Genomic DNA, 22,058 nt, shown 5'->3' on the forward strand with positions numbered 1-22,058 from the left:
CAGGACCGTGCGCCCATGCATCTCTACATCGGAAAACGGCTGCTCGTTGCCATCCCGACGCTGCTGATCGTCTCGATCTTCGTCTTCTCGCTGCAGAAGCTGCTGCCGGGCGATCCCGTCCTCGCCATGGCCGGCGAAGAGCGCGATCCGCAGGTGATCGAATTCCTTCGGGAGAAATACCGCCTGAACGATCCGGTCGTGTACCAGTACGGCTATTGGATCGCCAATGTATTGCAGGGCGATTTCGGCATGTCGCTGCGCACCAACCAGCCGGTGCTGGAACTGATCGGCGAGAAGCTGCCGGTCACCATCCAGCTCGCGGTGATGTCGATGATTTTCGCCTTCGTCATCGGCGTGCCGATGGGCATCCTGGCGGCAGTCAAGAAGAACAGCGTTGTTGATTATATCGCCAATATCGTCGCGTTGTCGGGCCTTTCCATCCCGAATTTCTGGCTGGGCATCATGCTGATCCTGCTCGTCTCGGTCAGGTTAGGCTGGCTTCCGGCCTCCGGCTACGAATCGATCTTCGTCGATCCCGTACGCTCCATCGAAACGATGATCATGCCGTCCTTCGTGCTTGGCACGGCCCTCGCCGCCACCTTGATGCGGCACACCCGCTCGGCCATGCTGGGCGTCATGAAGGCGGATTACATCCGCACGGCACGCGCCAAGGGCCTGTCGGAACGGGTCGTCATCCTCAGCCATACCTTTCGCAACGCTCTGTTGCCGATCGTAACGCTCAGCGCGCTTCTGTTCGGCGAACTGCTGGCCGGGGCCGTCCTCACCGAACAGATCTTCACCATTCCCGGCTTCGGCAAGCTGATCGTCGATGCCGTGTTCAACCGCGATTACGCCGTCGTCCAGGGTGTCGTTCTGTGCACCGCCGTCGGCTTCATCCTGATGAACCTCGTGGCCGACGTACTCTATGTCCTCCTCAATCCTCGCATGAGGGCCAACCTATGACCGCGCTCGACCAGACCGCCGTTGCGGCACCGGCCAGGAGCAGCAATCGCGCATGGCGGAAACTCAAGGCCGACAGAAGCGCCCTTGTCGGCCTCTCCATCATCGTGTTCTTCACCTTGCTTGCGATCGCCGCCCCTCTTCTGCCGATCGTCGATCCGCTGGCGACCAGCTGGACGGCCATTCGCAAGGCACCGTCCGCCGCCCATTGGATGGGCACCGACGATATCGGCCGCGATATCCTGTCCCGCATGATCTGGGGGGCGCAGGCGTCGCTCATGGCCGGTATCTTTTCGGTCGCCATCGCCATTGCCATCGGCGTTCCCTTTGGCTTGATCTCCGGCTATTTCGGAGGGTGGGTCGATCAGGTGATATCGAGGATCACGGAGGCCTTTCTGGCCCTGCCGTTTCTGATCATGGCCATTGCGCTTGCCGCCTTTCTCGGTCCCAGCCTCACGAATGCGATGATCGCGATCGGCCTTTCCGCGATGCCGGTCTTCGTGCGGTTGACGCGCGGTCAGGTTCTCGCGGTCAGGACCGAAGACTATGTCGAAGGCGCGCGCTCAATCGGCCTTGGCCACTTCGACATCATGACGCGGTACATCCTGCCGAACATCATGGCGCCGATCATCGTGCAGGCGACCCTGACGGTCGCGACGGCCATCATTGCCGAGGCCAGCCTCTCCTTCCTCGGCCTTGGTCAACAGCCGCCGGCCCCAAGCTGGGGTTCCATGCTCAATGTCGCGAAGAATTTCCTCGACCAGGCACCTTGGATGGCCATGTGGCCGGGGGCCGCAATCTTCCTGGTCGTGATCGGTTTCAATCTGCTCGGTGACGGTCTGCGCGACGCGCTCGACCCCCGGGAATCATGAAGTAATATCGAAGGAACAGTTGATGAATGACTTTACCACCCGCCCGGAGATCCTTGGCACCTTCGGCGTCGTGACCTCCACCCACTGGATCGCCTCGGCCGTCGGCATGAGCATCCTGGAAAAGGGCGGCAACGCCTTCGACGCGGCCGTTGCATCCGGTTTCGTGCTGCAGGTTCTCGAACCGCATCTGGTCGGCCCCGGCGGAGACATGCCCGGTGTCATCTATTCCGCGAAGAAGGGCAAGGTCGAGGTCATCTGCGCGCAAGGGACCGCGCCCGCCGGCGCGACCATCGAACACTACAGCGGCGAAGGCCTGTCGATCATTCCCGGTGACGGGCTGCTGGCGACCGTCATTCCCGGCTCCTTCGATGGCTGGATGCTGATGCTGCGCGACTACGGAACCATGTCGGTGCGCGATGTGCTCGAACCGGCAATCCATTACGCCGAGCAGGGCCACCCGGTACTGCCGCGCGTTTCGGCGACGATCAAGGGACTGGCGGGCTTCTTCGAAAAGGAGTGGCCGACTTCGTACGAGACCTGGCTTCCGGGCGGTTCCGCCCCCGAGCCCCACGCACTCTTCCGCAATCCGGTCCTGGCCGCCACCTGGCAGCGCATCGTCACCGAGGCCGAAAGCGCCAAGGGTCGCGAAAACCAGATCGAGGCGGCCCGCAACGCCTTTTACCGCGGCTTCGTGGCCGAGGCGATCGATACCTATCTGAAAACCGCCGAAGTCATGGATGCCAGCGGCAGCCGCCACAAGGGTGTGCTGACTGCCGGCGACATGGCCGGCTGGAGCGCCACGGTAGAAGAACCGCAGACCTATGACTATCATGGGTGGACCGTCGCCAAGACCGGCCCATGGGGCCAGGGTCCGGTGCTGTTGCAGTCGCTGGCACTCCTGAGCGGCATCGATATCGGCGCCATGGAACCCGGGAGCGCCGAATTCGTCCATACGGTCGTCGAGGCGATGAAGCTCGCTTATGCCGATCGCGAGGTCTATTACGGCGATCCGGCGTTCGCCACCGTCCCGATGGACCGGTTGTTGTCGGACAGCTACAACGACGAACGGCGCAAGCTGATCTCCTCGCAGGCGTCGATGACGCTCCGCCCGGGCAAGCTGCCCGGCTACGAGACCCAATACGATCTCACCATGGAGATGCTGGCCGGCATGTCGGGCACTGGCGCGGTCTACGAGCCGACCATGTCGCACCTGACCGAAAAACGTGGCGACACCGTCCACATCGACGTCATAGACCGCGAGGGCAACATGGTGTCGGTGACGCCGTCCGGCGGCTGGCTGCAATCCTCGCCGATCGTTCCGGGTCTTGGCTTCTGCCTCAATTCCCGCGCCCAGATGTTCTGGCTGAAGCCCGGACTGCCGACCTCGCTGGCACCCGGCAAGCGCCCGCGCACGACATTGACGCCATCCCTGGCTCTCTACGAGGGCAAGCCGACGCTCGCATTCGGCACGCCGGGTGGCGACCAGCAGGATCAGTGGCAGCTGTCCTTCTTCCTGCGCTACGTTCATCACAGACAGAACCTGCAGGCGGCAATCGACATGCCGTTGTTCCACACATCGCATTTCCCGGGCTCGTTCTACCCACGCACAAGCCAGCCCGGAAGCCTGATGATCGAAAGCAATATCGGCAGCGATGTCATCGCCGGACTGGCCGCCATGGGCCACCAGATCACGCCGGCCGATCCCTGGACTGTCGGCCGGCTGACCGCGGCCAGGAGAGATGCCGACGGTTTGCTGCGCGCCGCAGCGACGCCGCGTCTCATGCAAGCTTATGCAATAGGGAGATAGTCATGACCTGGTCGATTGTCGCACGTGATCCGCAGACGGGCCATCTGGGCGTGGCGGTGGCAAGCCGCTTCTTCGCCGTCGGCGCCGCCGTTCCACACATTCGCGGCCGGGTGGGCGCCATTGCCACCCAGGCCTTCGTCAGTCCCCTTTACGGCACGGATGGCCTTTTCCTGCTGGCCGAAGGCCGTACACCCGAGGAGATCATTTCGGTGTTGACGGCCCGCGATGACGGGTGCCAGCAGCGCCAACTGCATCTGATTGACGCTGCAGGACGCAATGCAGCCTTCACCGGATCCAAATGCATCGACTGGGCCGGGCATATTGTCGACGACAATGTGTCGGTTGCCGGCAATATGCTGGCTGGTCCGCAGGTCATCGCCGAGACGCTCAGGGTTTACAAGGCGCTGGCGGATGCGCCTTTCACCGAGCGGTTGCTGGCGGCCATGGACGCCGGGGAAGCGGCCGGCGGTGACAAGCGCGGCAAGCAGTCGGCTGCACTCGTGATCTACCGGGACCAGGACTATCCGTGGCTCGACATCCGTGCCGACGACCATCCGGACCCGCTGGCAGAACTCCGCCGGCTCCATGCTGTCGCGCAGGAGCGCTATCTCCATGTGGCGCAGACCATGCCGACCCGTGAGAACCCCCACGGACTGACGGACCGCACGGAGATCGACCGCAAGATCGCAGAACTGGAGGCCGCGCGCATAGCCGAAGGACGCCCCTCGCCTTCATTCGCAACCCCGCTGAAGCCCGTGTGAACCACCGCCCGACACGCATGACCGGACCAGGAAAACCATGAGCCCCATGACGACAGCCGCCGCCCGAGCCGAGATGCCCGCCGTTCTTTCTGTCGAGGGGTTGACGACCTCGTTCCTGGTCGACGGCCAATGGCGACCGGTGGTGCGCGACATCTCCTTTGACGTGAAGCCCGGCGAAACCGTTGCCATCGTCGGCGAATCCGGCTCCGGCAAGAGCGTGACATCGCTTTCCATCATGCGGCTGCTGGCCCGGGACACAAGTCGCGTCGAAGGCCGAGTATTGCTGAACGGGCGGGACGTTCTGGCGCTGCCGGAAAAGGAGATGCAGAAGGTGCGCGGCAATGAGGCCGCGATGATCTTCCAGGAGCCGATGACCAGTCTCAACCCGATCTTCACGATCGGGCGGCAGATCTCGGAAGTGCTGACGCGGCACAAGGGCATGTCGAAAGCGCAGGCCCGAGCCGAGACGATCCGCATGCTTGAGAAGGTCCGTATCCCCAACGCCGCGAACCGCTTCGACGAATATCCGCATCAATTTTCAGGCGGCATGCGCCAGCGCGTGATGATCGCCATGGCGCTCGCCTCCAGACCGAAGTTGCTGATCGCCGACGAGCCGACCACCGCGCTCGATGTCACGATCCAGGGCCAGATCCTCGACCTCATCAAGGTGCTTCAGGAAGAGGAAGGCATGTCGGTTCTCTTCATCACCCACGACATGGGCGTCGTTGCAGAAATTGCCGATCGCACCATAGTGATGCTGCGCGGGGAAACGGTCGAACAGGGCGCGACCGCGGATGTTTTCCATCGTGGCAAGCATCCCTACACGCGCGCCCTTCTGGCCGCCGTTCCGAAGCTGGGCTCGATGCACGGTCATGCCTGGCCACTGCGCTTTCCCATTGTCGATATCGGTACAGGCAAGGCGAGTGAGCCGACAGAGGTGGCCGACACCGTCGACACTCGCAAGACGCCGGTACTGTCAGTCAAAAACCTCGTGACGCAGTTCCCGATCCGCAGCGGCCTGTTCGGCCGCCAGACCGGCGCCGTGCATGCCGTAGAGGACATCTCGTTCGAGCTCTTCCAGGGCGAGACGCTTTCAATCGTCGGGGAATCGGGTTGCGGCAAATCCACGACTGGCCGTTCGATCACGCGGCTGGTCGAACCGAGAAGCGGCGAGATCCATCTCGACGGCTACAATGTGCTGGCGTTGGATCAGCCAAGCCTGCGCGCCATGCGCCGCAGCGTGCAGATGATCTTCCAGGATCCGTTCTCAAGCCTCAACCCGCGCATGACGGTGGGAGCAGCCATCGCCGAGCCCTATCTGAAGCACCGGCTCGGGAACAGGCAGGAGGCAAATGAAAAGGTCGCGGATCTCCTGCGGAAGGTAGGCCTCGCCCCGGAGATGATGAGCCGCTATCCGCACGAATTCTCCGGCGGTCAGCGCCAACGCATCGCCATTGCCCGCGCCCTGTCGCTCAATCCGAAGGTGATCGTTGCGGACGAAAGCGTCTCGGCGCTGGACGTCTCCATCAAGGCGCAGGTCTGCAATCTCTTGATGGACCTGCAGGAGGAGTTCAATCTCGCTTTTCTGTTCATCAGCCATGACATGGCCGTGGTCGAGCGGATCAGCCACCGGGTCGCGGTCATGTATCTCGGCGAAATCGTCGAGATCGGGCCGCGCGCCGCGATTTTCGACAATCCGCAGCACGAATATACGAAGAAGCTGATGGCAGCCGTACCCGTGCCGGACCCCGCCCGGCGCAGTCTGAGGCGCAACACGGCTGTCGATGAGCTGAAAAGCCCCGTGCGTCCTTCCGGCTACGTGCCACCCCGCCGCGAATACCGGGAAGTCGCCAAGGGGCATTTCGTGCAGGTGTGAGCGGCGGCATGACTTCGGCTGCATATTGCCAGTCAGGAGCGCCGGTCCTGCGAGGCAGACCCAGCGGCCCTCCACCAATGTACTCGCTACGGGATGAGAAATCGGCTCGTGAACTTGTACCGCCCAGGGTCCATATAGGCTGCACCCTGGAGCGCCAACCAAGACATGGTGAACGTCACCGGCAATCATGTCGGCAAGTGCTTTATTGCTGCGTTTTTCATTTGGCATCCGTTCTCATCGTGCCCTTGAACAACCTTGACGTTACCATTTAGATGGGACCCGCAAAGGCTGAACGAAGCACTCAAACGAACTGGCCTGACAACGGCCACGAGCAAGGCATAACTGATCTGAGCACCGTTTCCCTCATGTTTTCGGGGTTTGGAGTACGGTCCGATTCATGTTTAGAACTGCCCGCTGGCTCTTCGGATCGAAAAGGTGGAGCGCGTCCTCATCGAAGGCAAACAAGCGTTCCGTTCCGTTCGCAATCGAACTACCTGGTGGAAGGCAGGCAGTGAGGCGTTGGTCTCCGACCTTGGCCATGACGACCAATTCCGGGCCTGTCATCTCGATGAGTTCGATGCGCGCCTTGATCGTCTGCCCCGGCTGCGCAGGATCGGCGAGCCTGAGCCTTTCCGGCCGGATGCCGATGCAAACGGGCTCGCTTTCAGCCAGGGATCCCTTAAGGCGGGAAGGAATGGCGATGGCTTCCGTGCAACCAGCCAGATGCAGTCCCCCGTCCGACATTGTGGCATCAAGCAAGTTCATTGGTGGCGCCCCGACAAAACCGGCGACGTAGAGCGTTGCCGGACGATTGTATATTTCTTCCGGGGTGCCTATCTGCTCGATGCGCCCGTCCCGCATGACTGCGATGCGTGTAGCAAGCGTCATCGCTTCTATCTGATCGTGAGTGACATAGACGACCGTGGTCTTCATCTTCTCGTGTAGTCGCTTCAGTTCCACGCGCATTTCCATGCGCAACTTGGCATCCAGGTTCGAGAGAGGTTCGTCGAAAAGAAAGATCTGCGGGTTCCTCACCAGCGCCCTGCCGATCGCCACGCGCTGGCGTTGCCCGCCCGACAGCTCCGCAGGACGGCGATCGAGCAGGTCTTCGATCTGCAGCAGCCTCGCGGCATCGTGTATCGCCTTCTCGCGCTGGGCCTGCGGGACTTTGCGTATCTCCAGCCCGAAGCCAATATTCCGGGCGACTGACATGTTGGGATAGAGCGCGTAGGACTGAAAGACCATTGCGATGTCGCGGTTCTTGGGGTGCACGCCCACGACCGAGCGCCCGCCGATAAGCACATCGCCGCTAGAGGGCTCCGTCAGGCCGGCAATGATGTTGAGTAGGGTAGACTTGCCGCAGCCCGAGGCCCCGAGAAGCACGAGAAACTCCCCGTTGTCGAGCGAGATGTCGATGCCTTTCAGCGTCTCGACCTTGCCGAAACGCTTATAGAGATCCCGGACTTCGAGCGCACTCATGAAAGGGTCTCCAGCTTGGAAAGCGTATCCGGCTCGCCATAGCGCCGCGGTGAAGTGGAAATCGTCTGCGACGCCACCCGGGCGCCGACAGACAGGCAAGTCTCCAATGAATTACCGGCGCAAAGGGCCGCTAGAAAGGCGGCGTTGAACACGTCACCCGCGCCGATCGTGTCGACGACCTTCACCTGCGGCGTCTTGACGGACACCAGAGTGCCGTCGGCATCGATCCCGATCACATCCTCGGGCCCGCGCTTGACGACGACGATCGCGCCTGGCCGCATCATCGCTTTCAGCCGATGAGCCGCCTCGACCGCGTCGCTGCACCCGGCCACGGCGGTGGATTCCACCTCATTGAGCAGGGAGCAGTGGCTGCGTCTAAGCCATCCTGCCGCGGCGGCGCGATTCTGCTCAGACCAGCCGTCGAGCGGCCAGCCGGTGTCCAGCGCCACGTCGATCCCGTTCGCATCCGCCCAGTCAAAGAAGGCCTCGTAGTCGTCGCGCAGCGAATCCGTTAGGAAAGTGCCGCAAAGCAAGGCATACCCCCCATGCAGGCGTTTCGTGTCCAGTATCGCCTGCACCTGCGCGAAGCTGAGGAGCGGGAGGTGCCCCCGGGTGGTGAAGAATGTGCGCTCGCCGTTCGGATGGGTGATCCCGACACTGAGCGTCGTGCTGGACGGCTCCACGGGCCAATGTTCGGACTGCCCAGCAAAGGCGTCGCGCAGCCACAGGCCAAACTGGTCATTGCCGACACTCGCGGCGATCTGGAAGTCAACTCCAAGTGCCGTCCAGGCCAACGCCGTGTTACCGGCCGATCCACCCACGCGCAGTTCGTCGTGATCCACGATGACCTCGGTGCCCGCAACCGGCCAGGGCTCGGTCGGGCCGAGAATGAGATCAACATTGACATTGCCTATCACTGCAAGCGGGCGCATCCGGTCATTCGCTCCGCGTGATCTTGGTGGAACGGACCGGAGTGCCGACGTTGGCGACCCGGCTCGCCGCAAAGGCGACCATGAAGCTCTGCGCGACAGGCAGAATGGCCAGGATCGCGGCCATGCCGCTCGCCGGCCCGAGGCCGACGGTCACCACATCGTCGACCGGCAGATCGCCGGACGCGTCGAAGACCACCACTGGGGAACCCGCGTCAGATGCGGACGCGGCCATTCCCGCCACCAGGGGCGCGGTTTCGTCGCAGGCCCGGAACAGCACCACTCCGACCGAGGGCCCGAGCATTTCCATGGGTCCATGCCGTAATTGCCCGCCCTCGAGGGAGAAGCAGGGCAGACGCGAGAGTTCGGTCAGGCCAAGCGCGACGGCCTCGGCCACACCCTGAAGGCGACGCCCGGAAGTGACGATGGTCGCAACACCCGACATGGCTTCGACGGCCGTATCGATGGCCGGCCCCCGGGGTGTCTGCAGCACCGCCAAAGCGGGCTCGGCGTTCCATCCGAGCGCCGCCAAAATCGCCATGTGCATCGCGAACGTCACCGTCAGGCTCCGCGTGGCGGCAAAAGCGCGTTCCGTACCGCCCGCGCCGACAAGGCACGGTATCTTGCGGGCGAGAGACGACCCTGCCTCCAGGGTCAGCCCGAAAGTATCCGGCCGATCCCCGACCAAGGCAAACCATCGCAGCACTTCGGCGCTTTCTCCCGACTGGGATGTCACGATGATGGTGCGGCCCTCAATCGGCAGCGGCTGGCCCAACTGCTCGGAAAGTGGCAAGGCAATGGCATCGATCCCCAGATCGCGATAGAGCGGCTCGACGGCGCGTCCGACCGCATGGGAACCGCCCATCCCGAGCAGAAGCAGCCTTCCGGTCCGCCGAAGCGACGCCGCAATTTCCCCGGCCTGCGACGCCGCGGCGGTGAAGGTCGTGCGCGCATCCGCGTGCTGTCGCGCCATTTCGTGTTCGATGGCAATCAGTCCCGCGGGTCGGTTCGGTGAAGAGTTCATGATCATCCTTTGACGCCGCCACTCGTCAGCCCGGCAATCAGGGCGCGCTGCATGACGAGACCGATCACCACGGGCGGCAGGGCGGCGAGCACGCCCGCGGTCGCGATCAATCCGTAATCGGAAACCCGGCCACCGGCGAGATCGGCAATGGCCACGGTCAAGGTCTTGGAATGCTGATCGGAGGTGAACAGCAGCGCATAGAAGAATTCGTCCCAGGCAAGCAGGAACGCGAACAGGGCGGCCGTCGCCATGATCGGAGCGGCGAGCGGCAAGGTGATCATCCGCAGGATCTGGTCGAGGCGCGCGCCCTCGATCATCGCCGCGTTCTCGATCTCGCGCGGGATGGAATCGAAGCCGGACTTCAATAGCCAGGTGGTGAACGGCGCGAGGATCGTCAGATAGACGAGGGCAAGGCCGTAGACCGAATTGAGCATGTCGAGTGCGGCGAGCCCCATGTACAGCGGCACGGCCAACGCGACCGGCGGCAGCATGTAGGTGCCAATGACCGCATAGAGCGACCAGGTGACGGAGGGCGTGCGCGAGACGGCCCAGGCGGCAGGCACCGCGACCGCAAGCGCGGCAATGGTCGCCATGCCCGCCACCACGACGCTGTTGACCAGCGATGCGGTGAAGGCAGCCCCGGCGCTGTTGGGGACCCGCGACAGCAGGAACTTGTAGCGCGACAGATCGATTGCCGTCGGCCACCAGTAAAGCGGCTTTGCCGTCAGATCGGCCGAGGGAGAGATGCTCATGACGAACAGCCAAAGCATCGGAGCGAGGATCACCGCTGCCAGAAGGAGGGCGCTGAGATGGATGAAGATCGTGAAGGAAAGGCTTCTGTGTTCCATGTCAGCCCAGCTCCGAACTCTTGCGGATCAGCAGCACGTAGACCAGCGACAGCATGGTCACGAGCAGGGTGACGATCAGCGCCAGCGAGGCGCCCGATCCCGCCCGCTGGAACGAGAACGCCTCCTGGTAGACGAGAATCGACAAAGTGCGCGTGCTGTTGGCCGGACCACCGCGTGTCATCACCCAGATGATGTCGAAGACCTTGAAGGCTTCGATGGTCCGCAGCACCAGCGCCACCATCAGGGGACCGGCCAGATAGGGCATGATGACGAAGCGGAACCGGGCGAATGCCCCGGCACCGTCCATCATTGCCGCAGCGGTAATGTCTCGCGGCACGGCCTGGAGTGCTGCGAGCGCGATCAGCGCAACGAGAGGAAAGTTCTTCCAGCAGTCGGCGACGATGAGCGCAGTCAGCGCCGTTCCGGGCTCTCCGAGCCAGGAGCGATAGGCGTCCAGCATCCCGATCTGGGTGAGAGCGGAGTTGAGCGCTCCATATTCCGGATTGTAGATCAGCCGCCAAAGCGTGGCGTTGACCACCGTCGGCAGCGCCCAAGGCAGGATCATCAAGGCTCTGAGTATCGTGCGTCCGCGAAATTGCTGATTGAGCAGCAGCGCCGCAAGCACGCCGAGCACGATTTCCGCCGCCACCGAGATGACCGAGAACAGGGTGGTCGTGACCAGCGCATTCTGGAAGCTCGAGCCGCCGAGCATTCGTGAATAATTGGACAGTCCGACGAAATTGCCGTGGCTGCCGACAAGCTTGGCATCGGTGAACGAGAGCCGGAGCGTATCCGCCATGGGCCAGCCGATTACCGCGATCATCACCGCCAGAAGCGGCAGCATGAGCAACCATGCCCGTGTCGTGATCCATGTGCTGGACATGCGAGGAACCTAGTCGAGTAGGATGACGGAAGTGTCTGCACGGAGCTGCCGGCGGCAGGCGGGCAGCATCGAACAGATGCCACCCGCCAAGCGTGAAGCAAGTTACAGACCGCTGTTCTCGGCGGCGGTCTTCAGGGCCTGTTCCGGGTCGGCCTGGCCAAGCAACGATTCCTGGATCGCCTGCTGCAGGGCGGCAGAGAGTTCCTGATATTTCGGCGTGGTCGGACGCGGATACATGGCTGCGAGGCCCGACTTTGCCGCCGCGATCAGTTCCTCCTGCCCAGCCGTGACGGCAGGATCCTCATAGGACGATGCCCAGATCGGCAGGCTCAGTTTGGCATAGGCGTTCTGGGTCTGCTGGGACGTCATGAAAGCGACGTAGTTCCAGGCTTCGTCCGGATGCTTGCTGGTGGTGGTTACGCCGAGACCCATCGAACCGTTGACCGCGGAGACGGCGCTCTTGCCTTCAACGCCGGGTGCGGGCACGACGCCTACCTTTCCGGCGACCTTGCTCTCCTTGGGATCATTGGCGAGGTTGTACATATAGGTCCAATTGAGGGCGAAGGCCGCTTCACCATTCTGGAAGACGCGGCGAACGTCTTCCTCCAGAAACTCCTTGGAGTTCTTGTTGGTCAGGCCGGAATTGTAGCTGTCGACCATGTATTTCAGCGCATCGAGACCTCCGTCGGTCTGGAATGCCGGTTTGCCGTCTTTCAGGAAACTGCCGCCGTAGGCGCTGACCAGCGTGGTGTAGTCGCAGATGGCGGCTTCGGCCTGAGCCCAGCTCCAGACGATCGGAGCATCCGAAAGCCCCTTGTCCTTGATCGTCTTGGCCTGAGATGCCAGCTCGTCCCAGGTCTTCGGCGGCGCCTTGATGCCGGCCTTCTCCAGGATTTCCTTGTTGTAGAACAGATATTTGGTGTCGAGGATCCACGGCATGCCATATTGCTTGCCGTCATATTCGACCGTCGTCCAGGCGCCCGGCAGAACCCCGCTCTTCATCTCCTGCGTGATGCGGTCGGAGATATCGACCAGCACCTTGTTGGCCGCATATTCGGCCGGCCAGATGACGTCGAACAATACGACGTCGTAGCCGCCGCCGGAGCCCTGGGCGAGCACCGTCTTGTCGTGCAGGCCCTCATATGGAACGAACTCCAGAGTGACCTTTACGTCGGGATTGGCCTTGGTGAAGGCATCGGTCATCGCCCGAACGTCCGCCTCGCTATAGGCGGCCTGGGCCATGAAAAGGGCGTTCAGCGTCGTTTCCGCGTAAGCGGGCGTGGTAAGCGATGCACCGAGCAGCGTCGCGCTCAGAAGTATATTGCGCATGGATTCCATCATTGCCTCCAGTAACTGACTCTTGCCGTTTCACGGCGCTCCTTCAGGTGGCGCCTACCCCAGAAAACCTGCCGTGTGCGGACAGGGATGAAGTTCGAACGGAGCTTTTCCACGGGTGACAGACAGGCGCCCCACACTGCGGCATCCCCCCAAGGACTCTTCCGGCCCCTTAATAAGGACTCTTCCGGCCCCTTAATTAAGTCAATTGATTTGACTAAATATTTGTTCGATAATTTTTCGGAGTCAAGCGAGTATTTTCCGATGAATGACATTCGCCCCATTCGCGCCAGAAGCGGTACAAACCAGGAGGGCACGAGTGCGCACAATCGCAGGGTCATGATCGACGCGTTGCGACGCAACGGCGCCCTTTCGCGCGCCGAGCTGGCGCGCGCGACGAAGCTCACGAAGCAGACCGTTTCAAACATCATCGAAGACCTGGAGCGCGACGGGCTCGTCAGTTCCGGGGCGAGCGTGAGGAAGGGACGCGGGCAGCCGTCGACCCCCTACAGCCTCGTTCCCGAAGGCGCCTTCGCCATCGGCCTGCAGATCGACAGGCATGTGGTCCGCGCCGTCGCCGTGGACCTGGTGGGTACCGTCCGGGTAAAGATGGACGCGAACTTGCCGGCTGGCGGGCCAGCAGAAGGCGTAAAAGTCGTCCTTCACATCATCGAAAGAGCGCGCCGTGAGCTTGCTCGGACGGCGGAGCAATCCGAGCGCCGGCTTGTGGGACTTGGTGTTGCGATGCCCGGACCCTTCGGCATGCAATCGGACGAAAATGATCCCTGGATGATGGCCGCATGGCAGAGCTTTCCCCTGCTCGAGACCCTTGCTGCCGGAACGGGACTGGACGTCGGGCTTCAGAATGACGCGGCCGCGGCGGCAACGGCCGAGCGCATGACCGGCGCGGCACACGGTGTCGACCATGCCATTTGCATCTTCCTCGGATACGGTCTCGGCGCGGGCCTAATCCTCGATGGCCAACTCTACAATGGCTATAGCGGCAATGCCGGGGAAATCGGCATGATGCTGTGCCACCCCGCCAACGGAAAGATCGGTGCGGGCGCGCGCCTTGAACACCATGCTTCGCTCGCTACTCTGTGCAGAGCGCTTGATCTCGATCCCGGCGATCCTGAGCTCTACGGCTGCATCGAACGGGCAGCGTTGGAATTCGGTCCGGCCATGGCAGCATGGATGAGACAGGCAGCAGACGAACTGCGCTGGACCGTACAGCTACTTGAATCAGTGTTCGATCCACAGACCATGATCCTCTGCGGTGGCGCGCCGGCGGCACTGACGACCCGCCTGATTGACGCCATGCACCCTCTTTTGCCGTCGATTGCAGAGCGCCCTTCGCGATCGATGCCGCGGCTACAGTTGGGCATTACCGGCCCGTGGTCGGTGGCGCTCGGCGCGGCGTCTGAACCGATCAGCCGCACCTTTGACCCGCGCTTCTCCGCGATCCTGAAGACCCCGGCGAGCAGTGCCTTGGAATAGAACGCTCAACAAAAGTGCACCCAGCGTATTTCCGTTAGGGAGTCAGTTTTTCATTTCGCCGTTGACACTATGTCCTCCAGTGCGATCGTTGCTCCTCGGGCGGTTCCGAGTCTCGACCGCTCCGTGGCGCGGTACGGCATCACAACAAGAAGCGACGACTCTCAGCGAAATGTATATACGATAATACGTAATAACGAATAAATGAACTATCTAGACACCCAGGATGGAAAGGGCAGCTTTCGTGACGCCGCCTCTCCGACGGCCCCGCCCCGGTGACCTTCGCCGACAGGCTGGCTCTCGGCAGTGCCGATGACGCTCTTTGGGCGCCCGGTCCCCCCCCAAGTAGAGAGAGACCTACGCGCGGCAGGCCAGGCAGATCAGCCGCGCGCCGTGGCTATGGCCTCCTTGAGCCCCTTTTCGTCCAGCACGCCTGGATAGATATGCGAGCCGATGACGAAGGAAGGTGTCCCGACGAAATTCAGGGCGAGCGCCTGGCTGTAATTGCGGTCGAGCAGACCGGAGATCTTGCCATTGTGCTTGTTCACCGCCGCGGCAATCTCTTTCATTTTCAGACCGGCGCCGGTCAGCGAGCCTTCCACGACCTCTTCGGTCAGCTTGCCGGACGTGCGCATCAATGCCTCCAGCGCCTTCTCATATTGGCCGATCTGGGCAGCTCCGAGAACCGCTTGGGCGGCAAAGATCGATGCCCCGCCAAAGACGGGCCAGTCCTTCAGAACCAGGCGGATATTGCCGTCCTCTTCGACCAGTTTCTTCACCATCGGATGCGACTTCTTGCAGTAGGGGCATTGATAGTCGAAGAACTCGACGAGGGTGACATCGCCTTTCGGATTGCCGAGCACCGGGGCGTCCTTGTCGAAGTAGATCTCCTCCTTGGTGACGTCCTGTGCAAACGAGAGACGTGGGATGAGGGTCGTCAGGGCTAAGGTGCCAAGCGTGGCATCGATCAGGTTCCTGCGGGTGAGCATCAGATTTCTCCTTTTCCAGATTGTTCGGGGCCGAGCACGACGACGCGCGAGCCCTTCGGCACGCGGCGGTGCAGATCGATGATGTCCTGATTGAGCATGCGGATGCAGCCGGATGAGACGGACTTGCCGATCGACCAGGGCTCGTTGGTTCCATGGATACGATAGAGCGTGTCCTGCCCGCCCTTGTAGAGATAGAGCGCGCGCGCACCGAGCGGGTTCTTGAGCCCGCCCGGCAATCCCTTGGTGAGCGGTTCGTAGCTCTCGGGATCCCGCTTGATCATGTCCTGGGTCGGCGTCCAGCCCGGCCATTGCGCCTTGCGGGCTATGTCCGCCTCGCCGACGAATTCGAGGCCGGCCTTGGCGACGCCAACGCCATAGCGCATGGCCTTGCCATTCTCCATCACGAGATAGAGGAAACGGGCATGCGGATCGACGACAATTGTGCCGGTCGGTTCCTTCGTCTGGTAGTCGACCACCTGTCGGACATTCTTCGACTCGATCTTCGTAGCGTCCGCCGCCGGAATCAGGTTTCCGCCGTCGTCGATTGCCGAATACATGCTGGCCACCGACGGGTCGACCTTCACCACGTCCGGCTCGACAGCTGGCCAGGTCGTCTGGACGCAGGCCGACAGGGATAGCAGGACCAGGGGCATGGCCAGCAGTCGCACCCGGCTCAACGGTCCCGGTTGGTTGGATTTACGCATTCATATGTCCTTTTCCGCAAGCGGAGCTGCAATTCTGCTGATCTGTTCCGACAGGCTCTCGCGCGAGATTTCGCCGAGATGGGAAGTGGCGAGCGTTCCGTTGGGGTAGATGAAAAGCGTCGCGGGCAGGCCCGGCGCACCATAGTGCCGCGACAGGAGCGAGGTCTGGTCGGCGATGACTGTCTCGATCGCGATGCCGGCGTCAGTGAGATAGTCCGCGATGCGGGCGGCCTCCTCCCCCTGGTTGGCGAAGATGAAGTCGGTCTGCGGGTGGCTGCGCGCCATCTCCGCCATCATCGGCATTTCGCGCCGGCAGGGCGGACACCAGCTTGCCCAGAGATTGACGACAAGCGGACGGCCGGCGCGCTCGGAAAGGACGATGGAGCGGCCATCCAGCGTCGCCAGCCGGGTGTCGGGAGCAGCGATGGCGGCACTGGTACCAAGGAGCGCAATGGTCGAGAACCAGATGAGCCCGCCGGCCGCCAGGCTGCCGACCGCCCATGGCAGCAGACGGGCTGACCGCCGGAGCACGAGCACGGCCGCGATCAGGATGCCGACCAGGGCCCCGGTCGCCGAAAAGCCGCCCTGCCAGAAGGCCAGGATGCGCCATGGCTCGACGAAAAAGCTCTCCAGATGCGGCAGGACGTGGCCGGCGCGCGCGCCGATCAGGCCCAGCACGAGCGTCATCGTCGACCAGAGACCGAGACGGCTGCCGGCGCGGGAGGACAAAAGACTTGCCAGAGCGAGGAAAACGCCGATGCCGAGAATGGCGGCCAGTCTTTCGACGTCGAAGGCAAACGGACCGATCGAAATCGCATTCATTGCAGGGCCGCCTTTGCCTGGCCGGCAGACAGGACCAGATCGGCCTTGTCGACCTCGCCGACAAGCCGGGTCTCCGCGACTTCTGCAGGCCCATCGAAGAACAGCATGGTCGGCGGACCGACGACATCAAGCGACTTCATCAAGCCCGCGAGATCCGTATTGCTTGTCGTGAGATCCACGCTCAGTCGATCGAAGCCGGCCAGTGCCTGGGCGACCTCGGGTCGCGACAGCACGTTTCTTTCGATCGTCCGGCAACTGATGCACCAATCGGCCGTGACATAGACGAGAGCGGGTCTGTTGCCCTTGGCACCAGCGGCGAGCAGAGCTTCGAGCTCGTGAGCGGATGCGACCGAAGCGAAATCCGTCTTTAAGAGACCGGCCGGGGACAGGACGGCCCTGCTCGCTGAGAACGATGCGAGCGGCGCGAGGGGATCGGTCGCTCCCGCCGCAAGCCCGACGGCGAGCACGGCGCCATACAGGGCCGAGAGCAGGCCCACGGATTTGCCAAGGCGTGGCAGCGCACCAGTCTCGGGGCGCAGGCTGTCGAAGGCGCCGATAAACACACCGAAGGTAACAAGCAGGGCCGACCAGAGCCCAAGAATTCCTGCCGTCGGCAGCAGCGGCTCTGCGAGCCAGATGGCGGTGGCGATAAACAAGAAACCGAAGAGCTGGCGAATGCGCTCCATCCAGGCACCGGCACGCGGCAGCAAGCCTGAGCCGAACGTGGCCATCACGACGAGCGGAACGGATTTACCGAGCCCCAGCGCAAAGAGGGCCGCGGCTCCAAGAACGAGGTCGCCGGAGCGCGCGATATAGAGAAGGGCACCTGCCAATGGCGCGGTGACACATGGCCCGATGATCAGGGCGGAGCTAAAGCCAAGTACCGCGGCCGAGCCGATCGATCCTGGACCGGATAGCCTCTTCCGCATGAACCACCCGGTGATCACGGCCGGCAACTGCAATTCAAACAATCCGAAGCTGGCAAGGGCAAGGACGACGAAGAGCATGGCAGTGAGGGCAATCGTCACCGGCGACTGCAGGGCGAACTGCAGGTTCTGCCCGGACCAGGCGGCGAGCAGACCGAGCATGCCGAAGGCCGTCGCTAGTCCCAGCCCGTAGGTCAGCGAGAGCATGAGACCGCGCCGAGCGGTCAGCCGTTCGCCCTCGCGCGCCAGCGTCGCAGCTAAAATGGGATACATCGGGAAGACGCAAGGCGTGAATGCGAGCAGTATGCCGAGGCCGAGAAAGGCAGTCAGCAACAGCGGCATGCCGCCACGGGCGAGAAAACCCTCCACCATGCCGCCGGACGGCGGTGTAGCAATTGCGAATCCAGTGCTGCTGCCGGCCGAGCCCGTTTCGACTGGTACCGCCGGCGTATCGCCGGAGACCGGCGTGGAGCCAGCCGACCCGGTCGTTCCGGCCGGCATCCACTTGCTCCCGCGCTCCTTCGCCAAGGCGACAAGATCTATTCTGCGCGTCGTCGGAGGATAGCAGATGCCCTCCTCCTGGCATCCCTGGTAGGTGACTTCGAGTGCCGGGGCATCAGTCGAGGTAAGCGCCACCGCATGATCGAAGTAGACCTCGACCTTTCCAAGGCCGGGATCATCCTTGAGCGTGCCGGGCCCGGTTTCAAGTGCGACAGGCTTGCCCTCCGGGGTCGTGGCGGCAAGGTATTCGCGATAGAGGTAGTAGCCCTTGCCAATATCCCAATTGAGGGAAACCCGGCCAGCCTCGCTTCGCTTAACGCTGAAGACGAATGCCTTGTCCATGTCCAGCGGCCGCTCGAGCGCTGCGGCGGGGCTGGCAAAAAATGCCGAAAAGAGTAACCCTATGAAGAGTTTCGAATAATGCATGCCTTGTGTCCTTCCGGCGGCGGACCATTTGTTGTTCGGGACACGGATCGGCCCGCCACCTTAAGGCAGGCTTAAGGTGAGCGGCGCATTGAGGCGCCAAGGTCAGGTTCACGGAGGTGTGATGCGTCTACTGGTGGTTGAGGACGACGAGGTGCTGTCGGATGGTTTGAAGGTCGGACTGAACATGCTCGGCTTCACCGTCGACGCGGTCGGCTGCGTTGCGGACGCCTGCGAAGCTGTTACCGTCAACCGCTTCGATGCAATCGTGCTCGATCTGATGCTGCCCGACGGCTCCGGTCTCGATGTGCTTGCCCAACTACGCGCCTCCGGCGGGCGCGCACCGGTCCTGTTGCTGACCGCCCGCGACGAAGTCGGCGACCGCATTGCCGGTCTCGACGCCGGCGCCGACGACTATCTCGGCAAGCCCTTCGATCTCGACGAACTGGCCGCGCGTCTGCGCGCCATCATCCGCCGGGCGCAAGGACGGGCTGAAAGCCGGCCGCAATGGCGTGGTGTCACCCTCGATCCGGCGCGCATGAGCGCCGAGCAGGACGGCCGGACCGTGCCGCTGTCCCGGCGGGAATTCGCCATCCTGCAGGCCTTGATGGACAATCCCGGCACGATCCAGTCCAAGACGGCGCTGGAGCAAAAGCTCTATGGCTGGCAGGAGGACGTCGAGAGCAACACGGTCGAGGTCCACGTACACAAGATCCGCGCCAAGCTCGGGGCCGAACTGATCGAAACCGTCCGCGGCATCGGCTACCGGCTGAAGGACGAAGCGCCATGACATCGATCCGCCTCAGGCTTTTCGCCATCCTGCTCGCCACCACCGGTGCGGTCTGGCTCTTCGCAGTAATCTGGACCTACGTGAATACCCAGGCCGAGGTCGAGCGGGTGCTCGATGCCCGCCTGACCGAAGCCGCACGCATGGTGAGTTCCCTGATCACCGACCACCATATCGATGTGGCTGCCGCCGTGGATGCCGCCAATGCGCGGAAAGCCAGCGGAGTGTTCGAGCAGGGGGAAGGATATAGCCGCCAGTTGTCTTGCCAGATCTGGTCCTTGCAGGGAACGCTTGTCAGCCGGTCCGAAAGCGCGCCAGCCACCTCCCTCGCCGATCACCGGGAAGGTTTCGCCGAAACCGAGATCAACGGAGAGCGTTGGCGGGTCTTTGCAGTGATCAATCCGACGCTCGGGGTCCGCGTCCTGGTCGGTGACAGCCTCGAAATCCGCGAACGGCTGGTGGGCGACGTGATCAAGGGTCTGCTGCTTCCGGCCCTGGTGATCCTGCCTATGCTGGCATTGCTCATCTGGTTGAGCGTCGGTCGCGGACTTGCCCCGCTGAACCGCATCGCGGCCAGTCTCTCATCTCGATCCGCGATCGAGCTTCATCCCCTCCCCGAGGCCCCCGCGCCCCGCGAGATCCGGCCGATGATAGCCGCCTTGAACAACCTTTTCCGGCGCGTCGAAGATGCGCGTACGAGGGAAAGTGACTTCACCGCCTACGCTGCCCATGAACTGAAAACGCCGCTGGCGGGCCTCAGGACCCAGGCGCAGATCGCCATGCGCAGTGAGGATCCAGACACCCGCCGCCAGGCGCTCGGCCAGATTCTCAGCAGCGTGGACCGCACAAGCCGCATGGTGCGCCAGTTGATCGACATGGCGCGCGTCGATGCGCGGGAAGATGTCGTCACGTGCGACCAGGTCGACGTGCCGCGACTGCTAGAGGAGCTTTCGACAGAATTGTCGCCGGTGGCAGTTCAGCGTGACGTGCAGATCACGGTGCGGCCGGATGTCGAGCAGGGCACGTTGCGTATTGCGACCGATCGGACCCTGTTGCGGCTGGTCTTGCGAAATCTGCTGGAAAATGCGCTCCAGCACGCGCCTGCGGGAACGGAGGCCACCTGCACGGTGTGCGTCGCGGACAATTGCCTGACGATCGAAATCAGCGATGTAGGACCCGGCATGTCCGCAGCCGAGCAAAATCGGGCGGTCGATCGCTTCTACCGGGGGCCGTTAAGCGCACCGTCAGGGAGCGGCCTTGGACTATCCATCGTCCAGATGGCGATCGACCGCCTCGACGGACACCTTGATTTCAGCAATCGCGCACAGGGCGGCTTGTCAGTGGCGGTGACGCTGAAACGGTGTGTTGCCTAGGCGCGAGCTTCACGGGTGTAATAACAGGACGAGCGTCCTGGCCCTACCCTATTTCCCCAAATGGAAGGTCGATGTCCTCCCGGTTCTTCTTTGCGCCCTCGATCAGGACCGTTTCAAACCGCTCGGCATCTTGTGTCGGCAGCATCCCCGCCCCGCTTCGAATGCCTTCCTGCCACGCAGGCCCCCGGGGTCCCCCCTTCATTGTAGACGAGCGCCAAATCGGCAGATCTCCTCGTTTGCTGCAGGACTTCGAAGAGGAGTGCCGCTTGCCGGACATCCTTCTCCCGCTTCGCGGGCCCCTGCCCGTCAGTGTGCCGGCGGCTGGCGACGATAGGCTTGTGGATCGCATACCGGGACGGATCAGGGACGACGACTGGGACACCGCTTCGGTGGAGCAGCATTGTCCTGACTGGTTCCCTGATGAGGAAGTCGAGAAAGCGCAATGGGTCCGCGCTGGCGCCGCCGAGGGCGGGCATCTTCGCCGGCTGGTCGATATGGTCGTCCGAACCACGGTTCGACGTCAGGAATTCAACCCGATAGCCGTCGGCATTCTGAAACACTGACGAGGCCGCGGGTCCTGATCGATGGGGAACTGGCCGGAAGCTGGCGTCGACGCCCTGCAGCAGTTCAATGATCGGAGGCAGGCTGTCTTCAACCTCCCGGCTGATGGCATAGTCTTGGGCGATGTCCGCATCGCCGGTCAGGATCGCTGCCATGGGAAGGCGGACGCCGAGCAGTCCCGAATCGCACTGAAAGGGACCGTGCCGATGAGAACACTCCGGAGCCGAAAGAGACCACCATCGGCAAGAGCCTCGACGATGTCGCCCGACATGGCGTCAGGGGCGGTCATCCCGACTTCGCGGGTCAGGGTGCTGACCATGCGCCTGCGAGCGCGTAGGTCGTCTTTGTCCCGCTGATGATCAGCTATCCGCCGCGCGATATCCGGATCATCAGCGGGACCGACGTAACGACGTTTCGTACCACCATGTCCATCCGGGATGTCGAAGTACCAGTACTTGCGCCCCTCGATGTTCGCCGGGGTGAACCGTCCCTCGGGAGGGAAATCGGCCGTCCAAGCGGCGTCAAGCGCTTACCCAGCTCGACAAGCATCGTCTGATACATGAGGTCAATGGACTTCATTAGGTCAACTCCAGGTTATACTGTCTTTCAAAAACAGTATAACCTGGAGAACAGGTCACAAGAAGGGACGCGCTCTATACGCTCTTTGTTGATTTGCACCGAGAATTGGCTCTGACTCACATTTG

18 protein-coding genes and 1 pseudogene are annotated in these 22,058 nt (G+C 62.7%); 8 read left to right on the plus strand and 11 right to left on the minus strand.

Annotated features, from left to right (window positions below; genetic code table 11):
• Positions 1-15 precede the first annotated feature (15 nt).
• The 5 genes from RNA01_RS15930 to RNA01_RS15950 are packed head-to-tail and all read left to right on the plus strand — an operon-like array spanning position 16 to position 6,276.
• On the plus strand, positions 16-963 hold the full coding sequence (locus RNA01_RS15930; protein ID WP_147181207.1) for an ABC transporter permease: 948 nt from the start codon (positions 16-18) through the stop codon (positions 961-963).
• Positions 960-1,832 carry an ABC transporter permease gene (locus RNA01_RS15935; protein WP_147181208.1) on the plus strand — a complete coding sequence of 291 codons (873 nt, stop codon included), beginning with the start codon at positions 960-962 and terminating at the stop codon, positions 1,830-1,832. Before RNA01_RS15930 ends, RNA01_RS15935 begins: the two co-directional genes overlap by 4 nt.
• A 22-nt stretch (positions 1,833-1,854) precedes the next feature.
• Positions 1,855-3,639 carry a gamma-glutamyltransferase family protein gene (locus tag RNA01_RS15940; protein ID WP_147181209.1) on the plus strand — a complete coding sequence of 595 codons (1,785 nt, stop codon included), beginning with the start codon at positions 1,855-1,857 and terminating at the stop codon, positions 3,637-3,639.
• Positions 3,640-3,641: 2 nt separating this feature from the next.
• Positions 3,642-4,400 (plus strand): DUF1028 domain-containing protein, encoded by a 759-nt coding sequence (locus tag RNA01_RS15945; protein ID WP_147181210.1) that lies wholly within the window; start codon positions 3,642-3,644, stop codon positions 4,398-4,400.
• Positions 4,401-4,446: 46 nt separating this feature from the next.
• The gene (locus RNA01_RS15950; protein ID WP_147181225.1) at positions 4,447-6,276 is read left to right on the plus strand and encodes an ABC transporter ATP-binding protein; all 1,830 of its coding nucleotides are present in this window, start codon (positions 4,447-4,449) and stop codon (positions 6,274-6,276) included.
• 363 nt (positions 6,277-6,639) lie between these two features.
• Here RNA01_RS15950 and RNA01_RS15955 read toward each other — a convergent pair whose 3' ends face one another.
• The 6 genes from RNA01_RS15955 to RNA01_RS15980 all read right to left on the minus strand — a co-directional run bounded on the left by RNA01_RS15955 (position 6,640) and on the right by RNA01_RS15980 (position 12,780).
• Positions 6,640-7,755, minus strand: coding sequence for an ABC transporter ATP-binding protein (locus tag RNA01_RS15955; protein WP_147181211.1), 1,116 nt, complete (start codon positions 7,753-7,755; stop codon positions 6,640-6,642).
• Positions 7,752-8,687 (minus strand): PfkB family carbohydrate kinase, encoded by a 936-nt coding sequence (locus tag RNA01_RS15960; protein WP_147181212.1) that lies wholly within the window; start codon positions 8,685-8,687, stop codon positions 7,752-7,754. Before RNA01_RS15960 ends, RNA01_RS15955 begins: the two co-directional genes overlap by 4 nt.
• A gap of 4 nt (positions 8,688-8,691) precedes the next feature.
• On the minus strand, positions 8,692-9,714 hold the full coding sequence (locus RNA01_RS23715; protein WP_170253479.1) for an SIS domain-containing protein: 1,023 nt from the start codon (positions 9,712-9,714) through the stop codon (positions 8,692-8,694).
• Positions 9,711-10,556, minus strand: coding sequence for a carbohydrate ABC transporter permease (locus tag RNA01_RS15970; RefSeq protein ID WP_147181213.1), 846 nt, complete (start codon positions 10,554-10,556; stop codon positions 9,711-9,713). The genes RNA01_RS23715 and RNA01_RS15970 overlap by 4 nt, the downstream gene beginning before the upstream one ends.
• Before the next feature lies 1 nt (position 10,557).
• On the minus strand, positions 10,558-11,439 hold the full coding sequence (locus RNA01_RS15975; protein ID WP_147181214.1) for a carbohydrate ABC transporter permease: 882 nt from the start codon (positions 11,437-11,439) through the stop codon (positions 10,558-10,560).
• A gap of 102 nt (positions 11,440-11,541) precedes the next feature.
• Positions 11,542-12,780: an extracellular solute-binding protein gene (locus tag RNA01_RS15980; RefSeq protein WP_147181215.1), complete on the minus strand. Its 1,239-nt coding sequence runs from the start codon at positions 12,778-12,780 to the stop codon at positions 11,542-11,544.
• Positions 12,781-13,038: 258 nt separating this feature from the next.
• Between RNA01_RS15980 and RNA01_RS15985 the strand changes: the two genes are divergently transcribed.
• Positions 13,039-14,271, plus strand: a complete 1,233-nt coding sequence (locus RNA01_RS15985; RefSeq protein WP_147181226.1) for an ROK family transcriptional regulator — start codon at positions 13,039-13,041, stop codon at positions 14,269-14,271.
• A gap of 377 nt (positions 14,272-14,648) precedes the next feature.
• Here the strand turns inward: RNA01_RS15985 and RNA01_RS15990 are convergent, their stop codons facing one another.
• Genes RNA01_RS15990 through dsbD form a run of 4 tightly spaced genes read right to left on the minus strand, consistent with a single transcriptional unit; the run spans position 14,649 to position 18,636 of the window.
• On the minus strand, positions 14,649-15,257 hold the full coding sequence (locus tag RNA01_RS15990; protein ID WP_147181216.1) for a DsbA family protein: 609 nt from the start codon (positions 15,255-15,257) through the stop codon (positions 14,649-14,651).
• Positions 15,257-15,961, minus strand: a complete 705-nt coding sequence (locus RNA01_RS15995; RefSeq protein WP_170253480.1) for a L,D-transpeptidase — start codon at positions 15,959-15,961, stop codon at positions 15,257-15,259. The genes RNA01_RS15990 and RNA01_RS15995 overlap by 1 nt, the downstream gene beginning before the upstream one ends.
• Positions 15,962-16,783, minus strand: coding sequence for a TlpA disulfide reductase family protein (locus tag RNA01_RS16000; RefSeq protein WP_147181217.1), 822 nt, complete (start codon positions 16,781-16,783; stop codon positions 15,962-15,964).
• The gene (dsbD, locus tag RNA01_RS16005; RefSeq protein WP_147181218.1) at positions 16,780-18,636 is read right to left on the minus strand and encodes a protein-disulfide reductase DsbD; all 1,857 of its coding nucleotides are present in this window, start codon (positions 18,634-18,636) and stop codon (positions 16,780-16,782) included. Before dsbD ends, RNA01_RS16000 begins: the two co-directional genes overlap by 4 nt.
• A gap of 121 nt (positions 18,637-18,757) precedes the next feature.
• Here dsbD and RNA01_RS16010 point away from each other — a divergent pair, with 121 nt between their 5' ends.
• Together RNA01_RS16010 and RNA01_RS16015 are read left to right on the plus strand one after the other, a co-directional pair.
• Positions 18,758-19,423, plus strand: coding sequence for a response regulator (locus RNA01_RS16010; RefSeq protein WP_147181219.1), 666 nt, complete (start codon positions 18,758-18,760; stop codon positions 19,421-19,423).
• A complete protein-coding gene (locus RNA01_RS16015; protein WP_147181220.1) occupies positions 19,420-20,793 on the plus strand; it encodes an ATP-binding protein in 1,374 nt (457 codons plus the stop codon). Before RNA01_RS16010 ends, RNA01_RS16015 begins: the two co-directional genes overlap by 4 nt.
• Positions 20,794-20,836: 43 nt before the next feature.
• Here RNA01_RS16015 and RNA01_RS16020 read toward each other — a convergent pair.
• Positions 20,837-21,933 (minus strand): annotated as a pseudogene (locus RNA01_RS16020) (nucleotidyltransferase family protein).
• Positions 21,934-22,058 lie beyond the last annotated feature (125 nt).

This window comes from Paenirhizobium naphthalenivorans (genome assembly GCF_007992095.1).
Lineage (GTDB): Bacteria > Pseudomonadota > Alphaproteobacteria > Rhizobiales > Rhizobiaceae > Allorhizobium > Allorhizobium naphthalenivorans.

Bases quoted from the DNA above. Each gene is read 5' to 3' on its own strand.
- RNA01_RS15930 (WP_147181207.1), top strand. From the start codon at position 16: ATGCATCTCTACATCGGAAAACGGCTGCTCGTTGCCATCCCGACGCTG.
- RNA01_RS15935 (WP_147181208.1), top strand. From the start codon at position 960: ATGACCGCGCTCGACCAGACCGCCGTTGCGGCACCGGCCAGGAGCAGC.
- RNA01_RS15940 (WP_147181209.1), top strand. From the start codon at position 1,855: ATGAATGACTTTACCACCCGCCCGGAGATCCTTGGCACCTTCGGCGTC.
- RNA01_RS15945 (WP_147181210.1), top strand. From the start codon at position 3,642: ATGACCTGGTCGATTGTCGCACGTGATCCGCAGACGGGCCATCTGGGC.
- RNA01_RS15950 (WP_147181225.1), top strand. From the start codon at position 4,447: ATGACGACAGCCGCCGCCCGAGCCGAGATGCCCGCCGTTCTTTCTGTC.
- RNA01_RS15955 (WP_147181211.1), bottom strand. From the start codon at position 7,755: ATGAGTGCGCTCGAAGTCCGGGATCTCTATAAGCGTTTCGGCAAGGTC.
- RNA01_RS15960 (WP_147181212.1), bottom strand. From the start codon at position 8,687: ATGCGCCCGCTTGCAGTGATAGGCAATGTCAATGTTGATCTCATTCTC.
- RNA01_RS23715 (WP_170253479.1), bottom strand. From the start codon at position 9,714: ATGATCATGAACTCTTCACCGAACCGACCCGCGGGACTGATTGCCATC.
- RNA01_RS15970 (WP_147181213.1), bottom strand. From the start codon at position 10,556: ATGGAACACAGAAGCCTTTCCTTCACGATCTTCATCCATCTCAGCGCC.
- RNA01_RS15975 (WP_147181214.1), bottom strand. From the start codon at position 11,439: ATGTCCAGCACATGGATCACGACACGGGCATGGTTGCTCATGCTGCCG.
- RNA01_RS15980 (WP_147181215.1), bottom strand. From the start codon at position 12,780: ATGATGGAATCCATGCGCAATATACTTCTGAGCGCGACGCTGCTCGGT.
- RNA01_RS15985 (WP_147181226.1), top strand. From the start codon at position 13,039: ATGAATGACATTCGCCCCATTCGCGCCAGAAGCGGTACAAACCAGGAG.
- RNA01_RS15990 (WP_147181216.1), bottom strand. From the start codon at position 15,257: ATGCTCACCCGCAGGAACCTGATCGATGCCACGCTTGGCACCTTAGCC.
- RNA01_RS15995 (WP_170253480.1), bottom strand. From the start codon at position 15,961: ATGCGTAAATCCAACCAACCGGGACCGTTGAGCCGGGTGCGACTGCTG.
- RNA01_RS16000 (WP_147181217.1), bottom strand. From the start codon at position 16,783: ATGAATGCGATTTCGATCGGTCCGTTTGCCTTCGACGTCGAAAGACTG.
- dsbD (WP_147181218.1), bottom strand. From the start codon at position 18,636: ATGCATTATTCGAAACTCTTCATAGGGTTACTCTTTTCGGCATTTTTT.
- RNA01_RS16010 (WP_147181219.1), top strand. From the start codon at position 18,758: ATGCGTCTACTGGTGGTTGAGGACGACGAGGTGCTGTCGGATGGTTTG.
- RNA01_RS16015 (WP_147181220.1), top strand. From the start codon at position 19,420: ATGACATCGATCCGCCTCAGGCTTTTCGCCATCCTGCTCGCCACCACC.